A 13,598-nucleotide genomic window follows, 5' to 3' on the forward strand; every position below is an offset into this window, starting at 1 on the left:
TTGATTTTAAATTCAAATGGGCATGATATTCAGTGTTTTGCATGACTAAAGCTCTATCGCATTAGCCATATATTCTTAGATGAATCTCAAAGCTGAGATTTAACTCTTATGAAACCCATTTGGATTCTGCTTTTGCCAATTCCAACTGTCCGCCAACATATCAGCCAAGCCATATTGTGGCTGCCAACCCAATTCTGCGACTGCACGGGCATTATCGGCAAATGACGTTGCTACATCTCCCTCGCGGCGCGGTACATATTCAAATGGAATCTCAACACCATTCACCTTCTCAAAGGTATCTCGAATTTGTTTAACCGAAATCCCATTGCCTGTGCCGATATTCCAAGCGCGGCATCCTTGTGCATTTAAACGATTATTTAAGGCACATAAATGTGCATTGGCCAAATCGACCACATGGATATAATCACGTACACCCGTACCATCTAGCGTGTCATAATCATTGCCAAAGATTGCTAATTTTTCACGGCGACCAACTGCCACTTGAGTGACATAAGGCATTAAGTTATTCGGAATCCCTTGTGGGTCTTCACCTATCTGACCACTCTGATGTGCGCCCACCGGGTTAAAATAACGCAGCAATGCAATCGACCAACGCTCATCTGTAGCCGAGAGTTTTTCCAACAACTGCTCAACAATCAGTTTGGTATAGCCATAGTTATTGCTTGGCATACCTGTAGGCATGTCTTCATTTAATGGCGATACATTGGCTTCATCATAAACCGTCGCAGATGAACTAAACACCAGCTTAAACACTTGTGCACGTTCCATGGCTTTGACCAAACTAATCGAACCCGAAATATTATTTTCAAAATATTTTAGCGGCTCTTTCTGACTTTCACCCACGGCTTTTAAACCTGCAAAATGGATGACCGCATCAATCTGATGCTGTGCAAAGATCTGATCTAAGATCTGCGCATCGCGAATATCACCTTGGATAAAAGTTAAACTTTTATTTGCTAAAGCTTGAACTCTCGATAATGACACTTCAGAGCTGTTTGATAAATTATCCAATACAACAACTTCATGTTGAGCATTCAATAATTCCAGACAAGTATGTGAACCAATATAACCAGCCCCACCGGTGACTAATATTTTTGCCATTTTATTTTCCAAGTAAAATATCTAATAGACCACGGGTAGAGCTATCAAAATCAACATAATCTTTTTCTGTACCAGTCAAAATTGGAAGTACTTGATTCGCAATTTGTTTACCTTTTTCAACACCCCATTGGTCAAAAGCATTGATATTCCACAGTACAGATTGCACAAATACTTTATGTTCATACAACGCAACCAACATACCTAAGGTATAAGGATTAAGCTCTTTGAGCAAAATGGTTGTACTAGGCTGATTACCTTCATATTTTTGATAATTCTCTAGACCCGCCACCTCTTCAGCATCAAGTGCCTGATTACCAAAGGCCAATAGTCGAGACTGAGCCAAACAATTTGATAACGCTAAATGGTGTTGATTAATCAATGCATTGGCATTTTTTACATAGGTAAATTGGTTAGCGGCATAACGATTCACTGGCGCAATAAACTCACAGCTTACTTTATGTGCACCTTGGTGTAACAACTGATAAAAAGCATGTTGTGCATTTGGACCCACTTCACCCCAAACAATAGGGCAAGTATCCAACTCAACTTTCTGACCATTACGCTGAATCGACTTCCCATTCGACTCCATCTCTAACTGTTGTAAATAGGCCGAAAAATACTTTAAACGACCATCATAAGGCAAAATAGCCTGAGTCTGAATTTCTAGGAAGTTATGATTCCATATTCCCAAAACAGCCATAAGAACAGGAATATTTTGGCGCAAAGGAGCATTTTGAAAATGCTCATCAATTGCATGAGCACCTGCAAGTAAACGTTTAAAGCCTTGTACACCAATATTTAATGCTATCGGCAACCCAATACATGACCATAAAGAGTAACGCCCACCAACCCAGTCCCAGAGCAAAAACTGATTTTGGTGTGCTATACCCCATTCTGTCATTTTTTCAGGCTTAGTCGATACCCCAATAAAATGATGCTGATCCACCGCTTCTGATTGGCCCAATTGCTTTTCAAGCCATTGACGTGCAGTTTGTGCATTATAGAGTGTATCAATTGTTCCAAAAGACTTAGATGAAATAATAAATAATGTCGTTTCTGGACGTAACTGATGCAACAGATCTGAAAGTTGAGTGCCATCCATCGTTGACACGAAATGCACCTTCAGAGGCTTAATCGTATTAACTTTAAAATCAGACAAAGCATGACTCACCATCAATGGCCCTAGATCAGACCCACCCACACCAATATTGACCACATCTTGTATAACTTCACCCGTTGCACCACGGTACTGACCCGCGTGAATTTTCTCAACCAATGCATACATTCGCTCTAATTGCTCATGTACTTTGCCTGCTAATTTAGGATGCTGCTCATCATGTTTCGGTAAACGAAGCGCCCAATGCATAGCTGCACGCTGTTCTGTATAGTTAATTTCTTCTTCTGAAAATAAACGTTTCGTCCATGTAGAGAGATCACGAACTTGTGCAAAGTCAATCAATGCGCTTATTACGGACTCATCAACACGATGCTTACTAAAATCAAAAGTGATTTCATCATATTGAACAGAAAAATGCTTAAATCTTTGGTCATCTTCGGCAAAAAAAGTATTTAAGTGCTTCTGGCCAATGGTTTTACTTAAGTGTTGTAAATGTTCAAGTGTTGTTGCTAGCGTTTTTTTAGGAAAAATAGTTAAATTTATCATTATCTTCCTACTCCCATATATGCAAAACCCTGACTTTTAACATAATCAGGTTGATAAATATTACGTCCATCCAAAATCAAAGGATGGGCTAATTTAAGTTTTAATTGCGTATAATCAAGTGACCAATATTGCTTCCATGCAGTTAGAACACATAAACCATGTGCCTGATTCACCGCGTCATACTGATTTTCACATAAAATTAAATTATCACGTTCACCATAAATTGTGTATATTTCTTCTAAGGCTTGTGGATCATGCAAACGAACAGTCACACCTTGCGCCCACAGTGCGGCAAGCATCGGATGAATAGGTGAGAAGCTGGTACTTGAGGTATGTTGCTTAAAAGCAGCCCCCCAAATCGCAATCGTTTTTCCAGCTAAATTTCCATGAAAATAATTCCACAACTTGCGAAAAAGAAACTCTTTTTGTTGCTCATTGATATCCCAAACCTGTCCCAATAGCTGACTTTTTGTTCCAGTATTACTGATGGTATTTGATAGAGTCAAAATATCATGTGAAAAGTTTTCACCACCAAAACCTGCACCTGAATATAAATACGATTCACCTATCCGACTGTCTGCTGCCATTCCATCTCGAACATGGGCAATATCAATACCCAACTTTTCAGCAACATCTGCCAAATCATTCATATAACTGATACGAGTCGCCAACATGCCTGAAATACTGAGTTTGGTAAATTCAGCATCTAAAACAGGCATAAATAAATATTGTTGCTGGCGTGGGAATAAAGGTCGCAACATTTCCTCTAAGTCACCCTGTGCTTGTTGGTCAGCACAGCCAATAATCACTTTAGAGGCACTCGTCACACTTTTAAAAGCTTGACCTTCCTGAATAATATCAGGGAAATAAACCCAATGATCTTTTGTTAATACGGCTTTTAATTTTTCTGTACCATTAAGACCAAAAGTAGAGGCATTAATCATCAATTTAGGATGAATAATCGTGCGCATTTTTAATTTCTGTACAACATCAAGTGCCTCAGCTTCTTGAGTCGGATTGAAACTGAAAAAATACGCATCAATATCCAAGGGAAGAGCCGCAAAATTACAATAACTTAGAAAACCACTTTGATATTGTTTTTCTAAAGCACGAACAACATCTTGATCTCTAAGATTGAATAGCGCTGTATGGTCTTGTAAATCATTACAAATAAAGACCTGATGTCCACTCTCTGCAAGTAATGATGAGATAACACCCGCATACAGTGTTGTACCAAACATTGCGATTTTCATGGCTCATCCCTCTTTTTTTATAACTCTAACTCTTTAATCAGTGCTTTAAACTCATCACCTAACTTGGGATGGTCAACACCATAATGTAAAACTGCTTTCAAATAGCCAATTTTGCTACCACAGTCGAACGTTCGACCTTTCATGCGATATGCTTCAACAGGCTTTGATTGCTGTAGCATTGCAATCGCATCTGTCAGTTGAATTTCATTCCCAGCACCTTTCGGTGTTTGTTCTAATAAAGTCATAATCTGTGCAGGCAATACATAACGCCCAACAACTGACAAATTAGAAGGAGCAGTACCTATTGCAGGTTTCTCTACAATTCCTTGCATGACATAACTTTCACCTTCAGCAGGAATTTCAGCAACATCGACAATACCATATTGATCAACCAAACTATCAGGGACAGCTTCAACCATAATTTGGGCTGCTTTTGACTTAGTATAACGCTCAATCATTAAGCTTAAATCGTTGCGCGTATCACTATCTTTAACCAAGACATCAGGCAGGAGCACAGCAAAATCATCATCACCAACAATAGATTTAGCACAAAGAACAGCATGGCCAAGCCCTAAAGGTTGTGGTTGGCGTACACTAACAACACTTACACTTGCAGGTAAAATGTCGGTAATTTCTTTAAGTAAATCAAACTTCTTTTTATGTGCTAGAGTGGTTTCCAGCTCAAAATTACGGTCAAAGTAGTTTTCTATAGATGCTTTCGATGAATGTGTGACTAAAATGATTTGCTCAATCCCAGCAGCTACTGCTTCTTTGATGACATACTCAATTGCCGGGCGGTCTACCACCGTAACCATTTCTTTAGGAATCGCTTTACTTGCAGGCAAGAATCGGGTACCTAGTCCAGCCACAGGAAGAATTGCTTTTTTAATCATCGAAGATACACTTTTTCATCAAAAAATTATTTATTGTCACTACACTATTTTTTATTTCAAAATGTTTAAAAATAGTGCAAACAACCCAAAGTTTGTATAGATGTATCAAATATTGAAAACACAAATATTTAATATGCAGCTTTGTTAATGAAACCCTTAAAGACCGTTAAAAATATAATTTTAAGATCCAGCAGCAGGCTCCATGTGCGAATATATTCCAAATCGCATTCTACCCGCTTTTCCATCTTATCGAGCGTATCTGTTTCACCGCGCCAGCCTCGGATCTGAGCAAGCCCTGTAATGCCAGGCTTTACTTTATGGCGAAGCATATAGCCGGTAATCAATTTTCGGTATTCCTCATTATGCGCTGCGGCATGCGGGCGGGGGCCAACAACCGACATATTGCCTAAAATCACATTAATAAATTGAGGCAATTCATCCAAGGATGTTTTGCGGAGAAAAGCTCCAACTTTGGTTACACGCGGATCATTCTTCACCGCCTGCTTCACTTCAGGACCATTTTCCATTACAGACATGCTTCTAAATTTATAGACTAAAATAGGTTTGCCATTTAGGCCGTAACGAACTTGCTTGAAAAATACAGGGCCTTTGGAGTTCAGTTTAATCGCGACCGCAATGCACAGCAGCAGCGGTGAAATCATCAGCAATATGACTGAGGCAACACAAATATCCTCCACACGTTTCAGGAAAATATTAATGCCTTTAATTCGCGTATCAATAATCGGAATAATCGGCGTACCATTAATGTCCTCTACACGGGAATATAAAAAATCATAACTGAATAATTCAGGCACAATCACCGTAGAGCAGGTAGTATCAGATAAAATTTTCAGCAGATTGTCGACTTTTTCAATATTCTGCTGTGTCGTCACAATATAAACTTGATTAATATCTTGATTCTGAATGATCTCAACAGCATTGTCTGCCGTGCCATTATAATCAGCCGTATTATAATTTGAATTAAAACTGAATACACCTAATGGATTAAATCCAATCCACTCAGACTTCTTAAGATCATTGAATAATTTTAAAGCTTTTGACGAATCACCAATAACAATGACATTTCTGGATTTTTTAAATATTTTAAATGAAATCGCGTAAATTAAGCGTACAAAAACCCGCATGACGCCCATTAGAAATAAAACAGAGCAGAAATACTGAATCAATAGGGCAATATTTATATCTGAATAAAACCATACAAATGGCAGCAATAAGCACGAGCTCATCAAGACATTTTTTAAACAGGCAATCAGCTCATTAAACAGGCTTACACCGCGCCATGATCTGTAAAAATCAGTCAAACCGCCAATGAGCTGAAAAAGGCTGACCATACAAAGAAACACAAGCATTGCCTGATGCGTGATTTCAATAGAATTTAAATTAAAAACAATATATAAAGCGCCATAAATTGCACAGATATCACAAGATCTTTGCAAGATTGAAACGTAAGACGCGTTTAGCCTTGATGCCATTATGGACCTATATAGTTAAATTTTATATATAAATTTTAAATTAAATCAAAATTGATAAACTTAAAAATTAATTTTATCAATTTTGAATATAATAAACATTTAAATTTACTTCTTTTATAAATTATTAATCTGTTTTAAGCATTTGTCATTAAGTTTTTTTCTGCCAGTATCATAAAACCACCCCCATTTGTTGAAATACTTCCATGCGCTTGTTAAGTGTGCTTTTAACAAAGCTTTATTTTTATACGAACCTTGCTCATGTAAATGTACTACCTTAGCTATTGGGTAATATACGTTTCCAAATTTTTCAGCACAGCGACGTGATAAGTCCACATCTTCCATATACATAAAGTAACGCTCATCAAACCCTTTCAACTCTAAAAGAGCCTTTGAACGAAAAAGCATAAAGCAACCATGAAGATAAGGAACAAAACTTGGTTGTGTTAAATCTAAATTTTTCAATAAATAACTTTCATCTAGTTTTTCAGCAATTTTAGGAGAAAAACGCCGGGCAAAAAGATTTAAAGGTGTAGGCAATAAACGGGCACCAAATTGATTTTCACCATTTTCATAAATAATTTTAGGCAAGAATAAGCCCTCTTCTCTAGAAGAAGCGAAATTAACTAATATATTAAATTCAGCGGGATCAAATACAATATCTGGATTACAAATTAAGAAAAGATCACTCTCATTTGCAAATTTTTTAATAGCAAGATTATGTCCAAAACCAAAACCATAATTTCCACCAGACTTTAAATATGTAATTTTAGGATGCACAAAAGTTGAAGCCCAAGTACTTTCATCATTATCTACAAAAATTACCTTTTTAATATGTTCAGAAAAAATCAAGCTATTAAGGGTAGACTCAATTTCCTCATAACTATGTTTATATATAACAATAGAAACTATAACTTTCATATGTTTACATACTACCCTTATACATTTTCTTTAATAAAGCATCACGGAGTGCTATAAAAAATATTTTCAAATTTTTAAATCTGGGATTAACATACAATAATAAAAATACAATGTATTTTAAATTTTTTATCACTTGATGAAATCTCCAAAAAAATTCCAAATCTGAATAAAATGCTAGATAGAATGCATTTCTCATAATAAAATATTTTCTAAAATCTGAATGAATATTAGCATATCTATTAATAAAAGGTATTTTTACAGATTTATCCCCTATAGAATGCTTCATCTCTACCAAGTTAGCAATGTAACAACTATAACCTTTCCTTTTGGCTCTCATCCCCCACTCAAGATCAACATAATCTATAAATAACTGTTCATCCATAAATCCAATATTATCCATAGCACTCACATGAAAAATACTGCCTGAGGAAATTATGTGATCTGCTGGAGTGTATTCTTTTTCTTTATCAATATTTATTTTCTTTACTTTTGCACCTCTGTACTGAATAGCAGGAGAAACTATATTCGATTTAACATCTACAAATGCTGGACCTACAGCAGCAACTTTCTTCTTCTCTAAATTAAGTTTAGTGTAAACAGCTAGTAAAGCAGAAATAAAATTACTATCAATACTTGAATCTTGATCAAACACCGCTATAAATTCTGACTTTAACTCTAGAGCTTTAGTTATCCCTATGTTTTGAGCTTTTGCAATACCCAGATTATCTCCAAGTGATATGTAAATAAAATTTTTTCCATATAAATTTTCAAAGCTAGAATATTTTTCTTCTAGTGATGGTGTATTATCTACAATAATAACAAAATCACATTGACTAGCTAAAGATCTTACTAAATTATCTAAATTATCTAAACACGGATAGTATGTTACTATTACTGCTGAAATCATATTCAATTAACCAAAATAATCTTCGAAGAAGAATAAGAAAAAACTGCGCCTAAAGCTAATAAAATTAAAAACCATATTTGTCTAAAGTTAACATTAATTACTCTTAGCTGTAATAAAAACACCATACAAACTAAATTAAAAAATATAAAAACTTCAGAAAATCTATAAGCTAAAACACTATTAAATGAAAAGACACTATAAAAAAAAGAGCCTAAAGTTGATAAAAATAATATTTTTTTTTGAAAATCATTGAGTCTAAGATAAAAATAAGATAAAAATAAGATAACAAATGATTGGGTAATGTAAAAAACCGACAAAAATGAAACCTCGAAAATTTCACTATAACTATTATCCAAATAATCTTTAGCTCTTTCACTTCCGATAAAGTATAGACCAACAACATTGCTAAAAATAGGCTTTAAAAACAAACCAGAAACTAAACCCATAATATATATAAATATAGTAAAATTTCTACTTAAAAATAAGTTATTAGACAATCTCAATAATAGATATGATAAAAATAAAACAAAAACTGACTGATGAACAAAGCATGATAAAAGCATAAAAATTAAATTAACTTTATCTAATTTCTGCATATCACGTGCTATAAAAAATGAGCATAAAGATATTGCAAAACCTGCTCTTATTTGAGTTAACTCATACAAAATAAAAGTTTGACCAAATAATAACCACAATAAGATTAAATATAAACTCCCTAATCCCATTAACTTAGAAAAAAATAGTTTGCAATATGAAATACATATAAAGAAAAACATATATATTGCAAAATAACTATTACCAAATACATTTTGTATAAATAATACTATATACTGAAATACTGGATCCTTTAAATCCCAAAAACCTGAAACCCCTTCTCTTTCAATTTTCATAAACCAATTATAATAATTTAAAAAATCTCTACTAAGCATATCAATATTTGGCAATATAACTACACCAAGAACAAATATATTAAATATATAAAAAAATGAATAAAATTTATCTAAATTAAATCTACTATAATTCAATAAAAAACCAAAAGATACTAATAAAAAGTAGTATACAGTTAAATAAATTTGATTCATACAGCATCCATATTGTTCATCTTTTTATAAATTTAGAATAAATTTTTCTAAGTGAGTTTTTAAATGAATCTTCTTTATGCTCTACACACATAAAATATTCACAACCAGTTCTTGAATTACCTTTAATTAAGGAGTAATTAATATTATTCTTAAACATTGTATAATCAAAACTCAGTTGATCTCGTATAGAATTTTGTCTCACACATAGCCACCAATCTTCCATTGCTGTAATTATTTCTGATTTTTTATGGTATCTGTAAACTACATTAGTTTCAGCCAAACCATTCTTGATAGGATAATTATCTGAGATACATAGTGCTATTTGCTTGTAAATATTAGATTTATTGTCTTTTTTTGTAGCAATACATTCCAATGCTTCCTCATAAACGCAATTTCTGGAAAAATGCTTGAATGTTGCAATCGAAACTTTCTCATTGATTAAATCTTCAAAAAAACTATTAAGATTTTTCAATATACGAATATTCCCATCGACCCATAAACTATAATCATAACCATCTAAGTACTTATGTGGATTTAATTTTATCTCTCTTGCTTTATATCTTAAATTTTCAAACTCGTTATCTACTTTTACAAATTTCCAAATATCACTTTTATGGCGAAGCTCATCTGTAAAACAAATATAATCTACATCTGGGGTAATAATTTCAGGATCAATAATATTATCAATTTTACCCATAATTGCGGTGTATATAGCAATTTTATTCAATGTATACCCCTTAAAATAAATCCGAAAGTGCAATTAGTGATGCCTGTCTATCTTTCTCAGTCAAAATCACATCTAATCCTTTTTCAATTGGCCATATAATTCCAATCTCTGGATCATTCCAAACAATCGAACGCTCGCACTCTTTAGAATAATAGTCAGTGGTCTTATATAAAAACTGTGTATTATCCTCAAGAGCTAGAAACCCATGTGCAAAACCAGCAGGAATCCAAAACTGCTTATGGTTATCTCCACTGAGTTCGACAGCTACCCATTGACCAAAAGTTTCAGAATCTTTGCGAATATCTACTGCCACATCCCAAGCACGACCTTGCACCACACGAACTAATTTACCTTGAGCATGCGGATTTAACTGATAATGCAGACCACGGAGCACACCTTTTTTAGAAAAAGAATGATTATCCTGAACAAATTGAGGGATGTCCAAGCCGCGATCAGCTAAAGCTTTTTCAAACACCTGCTGATTAAAGCTTTCCATAAACCAGCCGCGATCATCTGCAAATACACGCGGCTCAAAAATCAATAAATCTTTTATCTTGGTTTCAATAACATTCATAATCATCACCTATTTCAATATGCAGAATTATAAATGAAAAGTGCCCAATATGGGCACTTTAAAATCTTAGCCCTTTGCTATGTGTTCAGCATAGAGTTTCAGTAAATATTGACCATAACCTGTCTTTTTAAAGAATTCGCCACGTGCTTTGAGCTGATCAGCATCAATCCAGCCATTATTAAATGAAATCTCTTCAAGACTTGCTACTTTCAAACCTTGACGGTTTTCAATTGTTTGCACAAATTGACTTGCTTCAAGCAACGAATCATGTGTTCCCGTATCTAACCAGGCAAAACCACGACCTAAAACTTCAACATTTAAGTCATTTTTTTGCAGATAAATGTTATTTACATCCGTAATTTCTAATTCACCACGGTGCGATGGTTTAATATTTTTAGCAATCTCAACAACTGAATTATCGTAGAAATACAGACCAGTGACCGCATAATTTGATTTTGGCTGTTCTGGTTTTTCCTCAATACTTAAGGCTTTACCTTCTGCATCAAAATCAACAACACCAAAGCGCTCTGGATCATTCACGTAATAACCAAATACTGTTGCACCTTGCACTTGATTTGATGCACGCTTCAGTTGATCACTAAAATGCTGACCATAGAAAATGTTATCGCCTAAAATTAGACAAACATTATCATTACCAATAAATTCTTCACCTAAAATAAAGGCTTGTGCTAAACCATCTGGAGAAGGTTGAACTTTATAAGACAGTTGAATACCAAGCTCTTCACCTGTACCCAATAATTTTTCAAAATTAGGCAAATCTTCAGGTGTTGAAATAATAAGGATTTCTTTAATACCAGCTAGCATTAATACAGAAAGCGGATAGTAAATCATTGGCTTGTCATAAATTGGCAATAGCTGTTTAGACGTACCCATTGTGATCGGATATAAACGTGTTCCCGAACCGCCAGCTAAGATAATACCTTTACGTGTTATTGATGTTGTCATGTTATAGAATCTCATTAATTACTTGTGTTACACCCTGTTTCCAATTCGGCAAGTGCAACTTAAAGGACTGTTGTAGCTTCTCTGTATTTAAACGTGAATTCAGCGGACGACTTGCAGGAGTCGGATAAGCTGCGGTTAAGATTGGATTCACTTTTTGAATAGCTAAAGTCGTGCCATGTTGACGTGCATGATCAAAAATGTAATTGGCATAGTCATACCAAGTCGTTTCACCAGCGGGTGCTAAATGATAATGGCCATGCAATTTGCTTTGCTCATCTGCGTTTTGCAAAGTGTAAAACCGCAATACTTGTGCTGTCACATCTGCAATCAAAGCTGCACCTGTTGGAACACCCACTTGATCCTGAATAATGCTTAACTCTTCTTTAGTTTGAGCCAACTTCAACATTGTCTTAATAAAGTTATTTCCATGTGCGCCATAAACCCAGCATGTTCTAAAATTAATAAAACGAGCCTGACTTTTCTCTAAAGCATATTCACCATCAAGTTTAGTTTGACCATAATGATTTACCGGTTGCTTTGGTGAGTCCTCGGTCCAAGGCGTAATCCCTGTACCTTCAAATACATAATCTGTTGAGTAATGCACCAATAAAATATTTTGCTGCTGACAAAGCTGTGCCAAGTGAGCAACAGCTTTATGATTTATTAAGTCAGCAAGCTCTTTTTCCGATTCAGCTTTGTCTACCGCAGTATAAGCCGTCGCATTCACGATGATATCTGGCTGAATTTGAGCTAATGCATCTTCAATTGCAGAAAAATTAGCAATATCACCACAGAAACCATCTTCATTTACTGATCGATCTAGAGCAATTAAATGACCTAATGGCTGTAAAGCACGCTGCAGCTCCCAGCCAACCTGACCATTTTTACCCAAAAGCAAAATTTTCATCTAATTAATTAAGCCTTTTCAGTTTGATATTGCTGTTGAATCCAGTTTTGATATTCACCACTCTGAATGTGCTCAACCCACTCCTGATTATTCAGATACCATTCAACCGTTTTACGCAGTCCTGTTTCAAAGCTTTCTTGAGGAACCCATCCCAAATCTTTTTGGATTTTGCTTGCGTCAATTGCATAACGTAAATCATGCCCTGGGCGATCTGTTACATAGGTAATCAAATCCTGATAATGTTCCAATCCTTCAGGCTTATTCGGTGCTAATTCTTCAAGCAATGCACAAATATTTTTTACAACATCAATATTTTTTTGTTCATTGTGACCACCAATATTATAAGTCTCACCTACTTTGGCTTCGGTCACAACCTTATACAAAGCTCTTGCATGATCTTCAACAAAAAGCCAATCACGAATTTGATGACCATTTCCATACACAGGCAATGCCTTGCCCGCCAATGCATTTTGAATAATTAATGGGATCAATTTTTCAGGGAAATGATAAGGTCCATAGTTATTCGAACAATTTGTCAAAACTACGGGTAAACCATAGGTACGATGCCATGCACGCACTAAATGGTCTGAGCTTGCTTTACTTGCTGAATAAGGTGAACTTGGTGCATAAGGTGTCGTTTCAAGGAATAAATCTTCTGTACCCTCTAAATCACCATAAACCTCATCGGTTGAAATATGATGAAAACGGAATGCTTGCTGTTTTTCTTCTGATAGCTTATTCCAAAAATGACGTGTTGCTTCTAATAGCTGGTATGTACCAATAATATTAGTTTCAATAAAAGTAGCTGGCCCAGAAATTGAGCGATCCACATGAGACTCAGCAGCCAAATGCATAACAGCATCTGGTTGAAAGCTTAAAAACAAGTCATCTAGAGCACTACGATCACAAATATCTGTTTGTGAAAAAGCATAACGCTCCATATTTTCGACACTTGCTAAAGACTCTAAATTTCCAGCATATGTTAGTTTATCAACGTTCAAAACTGTATCTTGAGTATTGTGAACAATATGGCGTACTACAGCAGAACCAATAAAACCTGCACCACCCGTAATTAGTATTTTCATCATTTATC

At 35.1% G+C, this 13,598-nt stretch carries 13 protein-coding genes; all 13 read right to left on the reverse strand.

The genetic code is table 11. The features are described from left to right. Window positions 1-99 precede the first annotated feature (99 nt). The gene (gene galE, locus FTT74_RS07920) at window positions 100-1,122 is read right to left on the reverse strand and encodes a UDP-glucose 4-epimerase GalE (protein ID WP_179988843.1); all 1,023 of its coding nucleotides are present in this window, start codon (window positions 1,120-1,122) and stop codon (window positions 100-102) included. 1 nt (window position 1,123) lies between these two features. Beyond that, window positions 1,124-2,785, reverse strand: coding sequence for a glucose-6-phosphate isomerase (gene pgi / locus FTT74_RS07925; RefSeq protein ID WP_179988844.1), 1,662 nt, complete (start codon window positions 2,783-2,785; stop codon window positions 1,124-1,126). Next, on the reverse strand, window positions 2,785-4,038 hold the full coding sequence (locus tag FTT74_RS07930) for a UDP-glucose/GDP-mannose dehydrogenase family protein (protein WP_179988845.1): 1,254 nt from the start codon (window positions 4,036-4,038) through the stop codon (window positions 2,785-2,787). The genes pgi and FTT74_RS07930 overlap by 1 nt, the downstream gene beginning before the upstream one ends. A gap of 17 nt (window positions 4,039-4,055) precedes the next feature. Beyond that, complete coding sequence (galU, locus tag FTT74_RS07935; protein WP_179988846.1) at window positions 4,056-4,931, reverse strand: UTP--glucose-1-phosphate uridylyltransferase GalU; 876 nt, start codon at window positions 4,929-4,931, stop codon at window positions 4,056-4,058. Window positions 4,932-5,059: 128 nt separating this feature from the next. Next, a complete protein-coding gene (locus FTT74_RS07940; protein WP_257221838.1) occupies window positions 5,060-6,388 on the reverse strand; it encodes an undecaprenyl-phosphate glucose phosphotransferase in 1,329 nt (442 codons plus the stop codon). Window positions 6,389-6,538: 150 nt separating this feature from the next. Beyond that, window positions 6,539-7,342: a glycosyltransferase gene (locus tag FTT74_RS07945; protein ID WP_179988848.1), complete on the reverse strand. Its 804-nt coding sequence runs from the start codon at window positions 7,340-7,342 to the stop codon at window positions 6,539-6,541. Window positions 7,343-7,346: 4 nt separating this feature from the next. Next, window positions 7,347-8,249, reverse strand: coding sequence for a glycosyltransferase family 2 protein (locus tag FTT74_RS07950; RefSeq protein WP_179988849.1), 903 nt, complete (start codon window positions 8,247-8,249; stop codon window positions 7,347-7,349). A gap of 2 nt (window positions 8,250-8,251) precedes the next feature. Further along, the gene (locus tag FTT74_RS07955) at window positions 8,252-9,331 is read right to left on the reverse strand and encodes an EpsG family protein (protein WP_179988850.1); all 1,080 of its coding nucleotides are present in this window, start codon (window positions 9,329-9,331) and stop codon (window positions 8,252-8,254) included. A gap of 16 nt (window positions 9,332-9,347) precedes the next feature. Continuing rightward, complete coding sequence (locus FTT74_RS07960; RefSeq protein ID WP_179988851.1) at window positions 9,348-10,058, reverse strand: glycosyltransferase domain-containing protein; 711 nt, start codon at window positions 10,056-10,058, stop codon at window positions 9,348-9,350. A 10-nt stretch (window positions 10,059-10,068) separates the two neighbouring features. Further along, on the reverse strand, window positions 10,069-10,632 hold the full coding sequence (rfbC, locus tag FTT74_RS07965; RefSeq protein ID WP_179988852.1) for a dTDP-4-dehydrorhamnose 3,5-epimerase: 564 nt from the start codon (window positions 10,630-10,632) through the stop codon (window positions 10,069-10,071). A gap of 66 nt (window positions 10,633-10,698) precedes the next feature. Continuing rightward, window positions 10,699-11,598 carry a glucose-1-phosphate thymidylyltransferase RfbA gene (gene rfbA, locus FTT74_RS07970; protein WP_179988853.1) on the reverse strand — a complete coding sequence of 300 codons (900 nt, stop codon included), beginning with the start codon at window positions 11,596-11,598 and terminating at the stop codon, window positions 10,699-10,701. Between the two features lies 1 nt (window position 11,599). Further along, the gene (gene rfbD / locus FTT74_RS07975; protein WP_179988854.1) at window positions 11,600-12,505 is read right to left on the reverse strand and encodes a dTDP-4-dehydrorhamnose reductase; all 906 of its coding nucleotides are present in this window, start codon (window positions 12,503-12,505) and stop codon (window positions 11,600-11,602) included. Window positions 12,506-12,513: 8 nt separating this feature from the next. Beyond that, the gene (gene rfbB / locus FTT74_RS07980; RefSeq protein ID WP_179988886.1) at window positions 12,514-13,590 is read right to left on the reverse strand and encodes a dTDP-glucose 4,6-dehydratase; all 1,077 of its coding nucleotides are present in this window, start codon (window positions 13,588-13,590) and stop codon (window positions 12,514-12,516) included. Window positions 13,591-13,598: the final 8 nt, after the last annotated feature.

Origin of the sequence: Acinetobacter sp. YH01007, assembly GCF_013420425.1 — a bacterium.
In the GTDB taxonomy this organism is placed as follows: domain Bacteria; phylum Pseudomonadota; class Gammaproteobacteria; order Pseudomonadales; family Moraxellaceae; genus Acinetobacter; species Acinetobacter towneri.

Coding starts and splice junctions, on each gene's coding strand:
- galE (WP_179988843.1), bottom strand. CDS start 1,122: ATGGCAAAAATATTAGTCACCGGTGGGGCTGGTTATATTGGTTCACAT.
- pgi (WP_179988844.1), bottom strand. CDS start 2,785: ATGATAAATTTAACTATTTTTCCTAAAAAAACGCTAGCAACAACACTT.
- FTT74_RS07930 (WP_179988845.1), bottom strand. CDS start 4,038: ATGAAAATCGCAATGTTTGGTACAACACTGTATGCGGGTGTTATCTCA.
- galU (WP_179988846.1), bottom strand. CDS start 4,931: ATGATTAAAAAAGCAATTCTTCCTGTGGCTGGACTAGGTACCCGATTC.
- FTT74_RS07945 (WP_179988848.1), bottom strand. CDS start 7,342: ATGAAAGTTATAGTTTCTATTGTTATATATAAACATAGTTATGAGGAA.
- FTT74_RS07950 (WP_179988849.1), bottom strand. CDS start 8,249: ATGATTTCAGCAGTAATAGTAACATACTATCCGTGTTTAGATAATTTA.
- FTT74_RS07955 (WP_179988850.1), bottom strand. CDS start 9,331: ATGAATCAAATTTATTTAACTGTATACTACTTTTTATTAGTATCTTTT.
- rfbC (WP_179988852.1), bottom strand. CDS start 10,632: ATGAATGTTATTGAAACCAAGATAAAAGATTTATTGATTTTTGAGCCG.
- rfbA (WP_179988853.1), bottom strand. CDS start 11,598: ATGACAACATCAATAACACGTAAAGGTATTATCTTAGCTGGCGGTTCG.
- rfbD (WP_179988854.1), bottom strand. CDS start 12,505: ATGAAAATTTTGCTTTTGGGTAAAAATGGTCAGGTTGGCTGGGAGCTG.
- rfbB (WP_179988886.1), bottom strand. CDS start 13,590: ATGAAAATACTAATTACGGGTGGTGCAGGTTTTATTGGTTCTGCTGTA.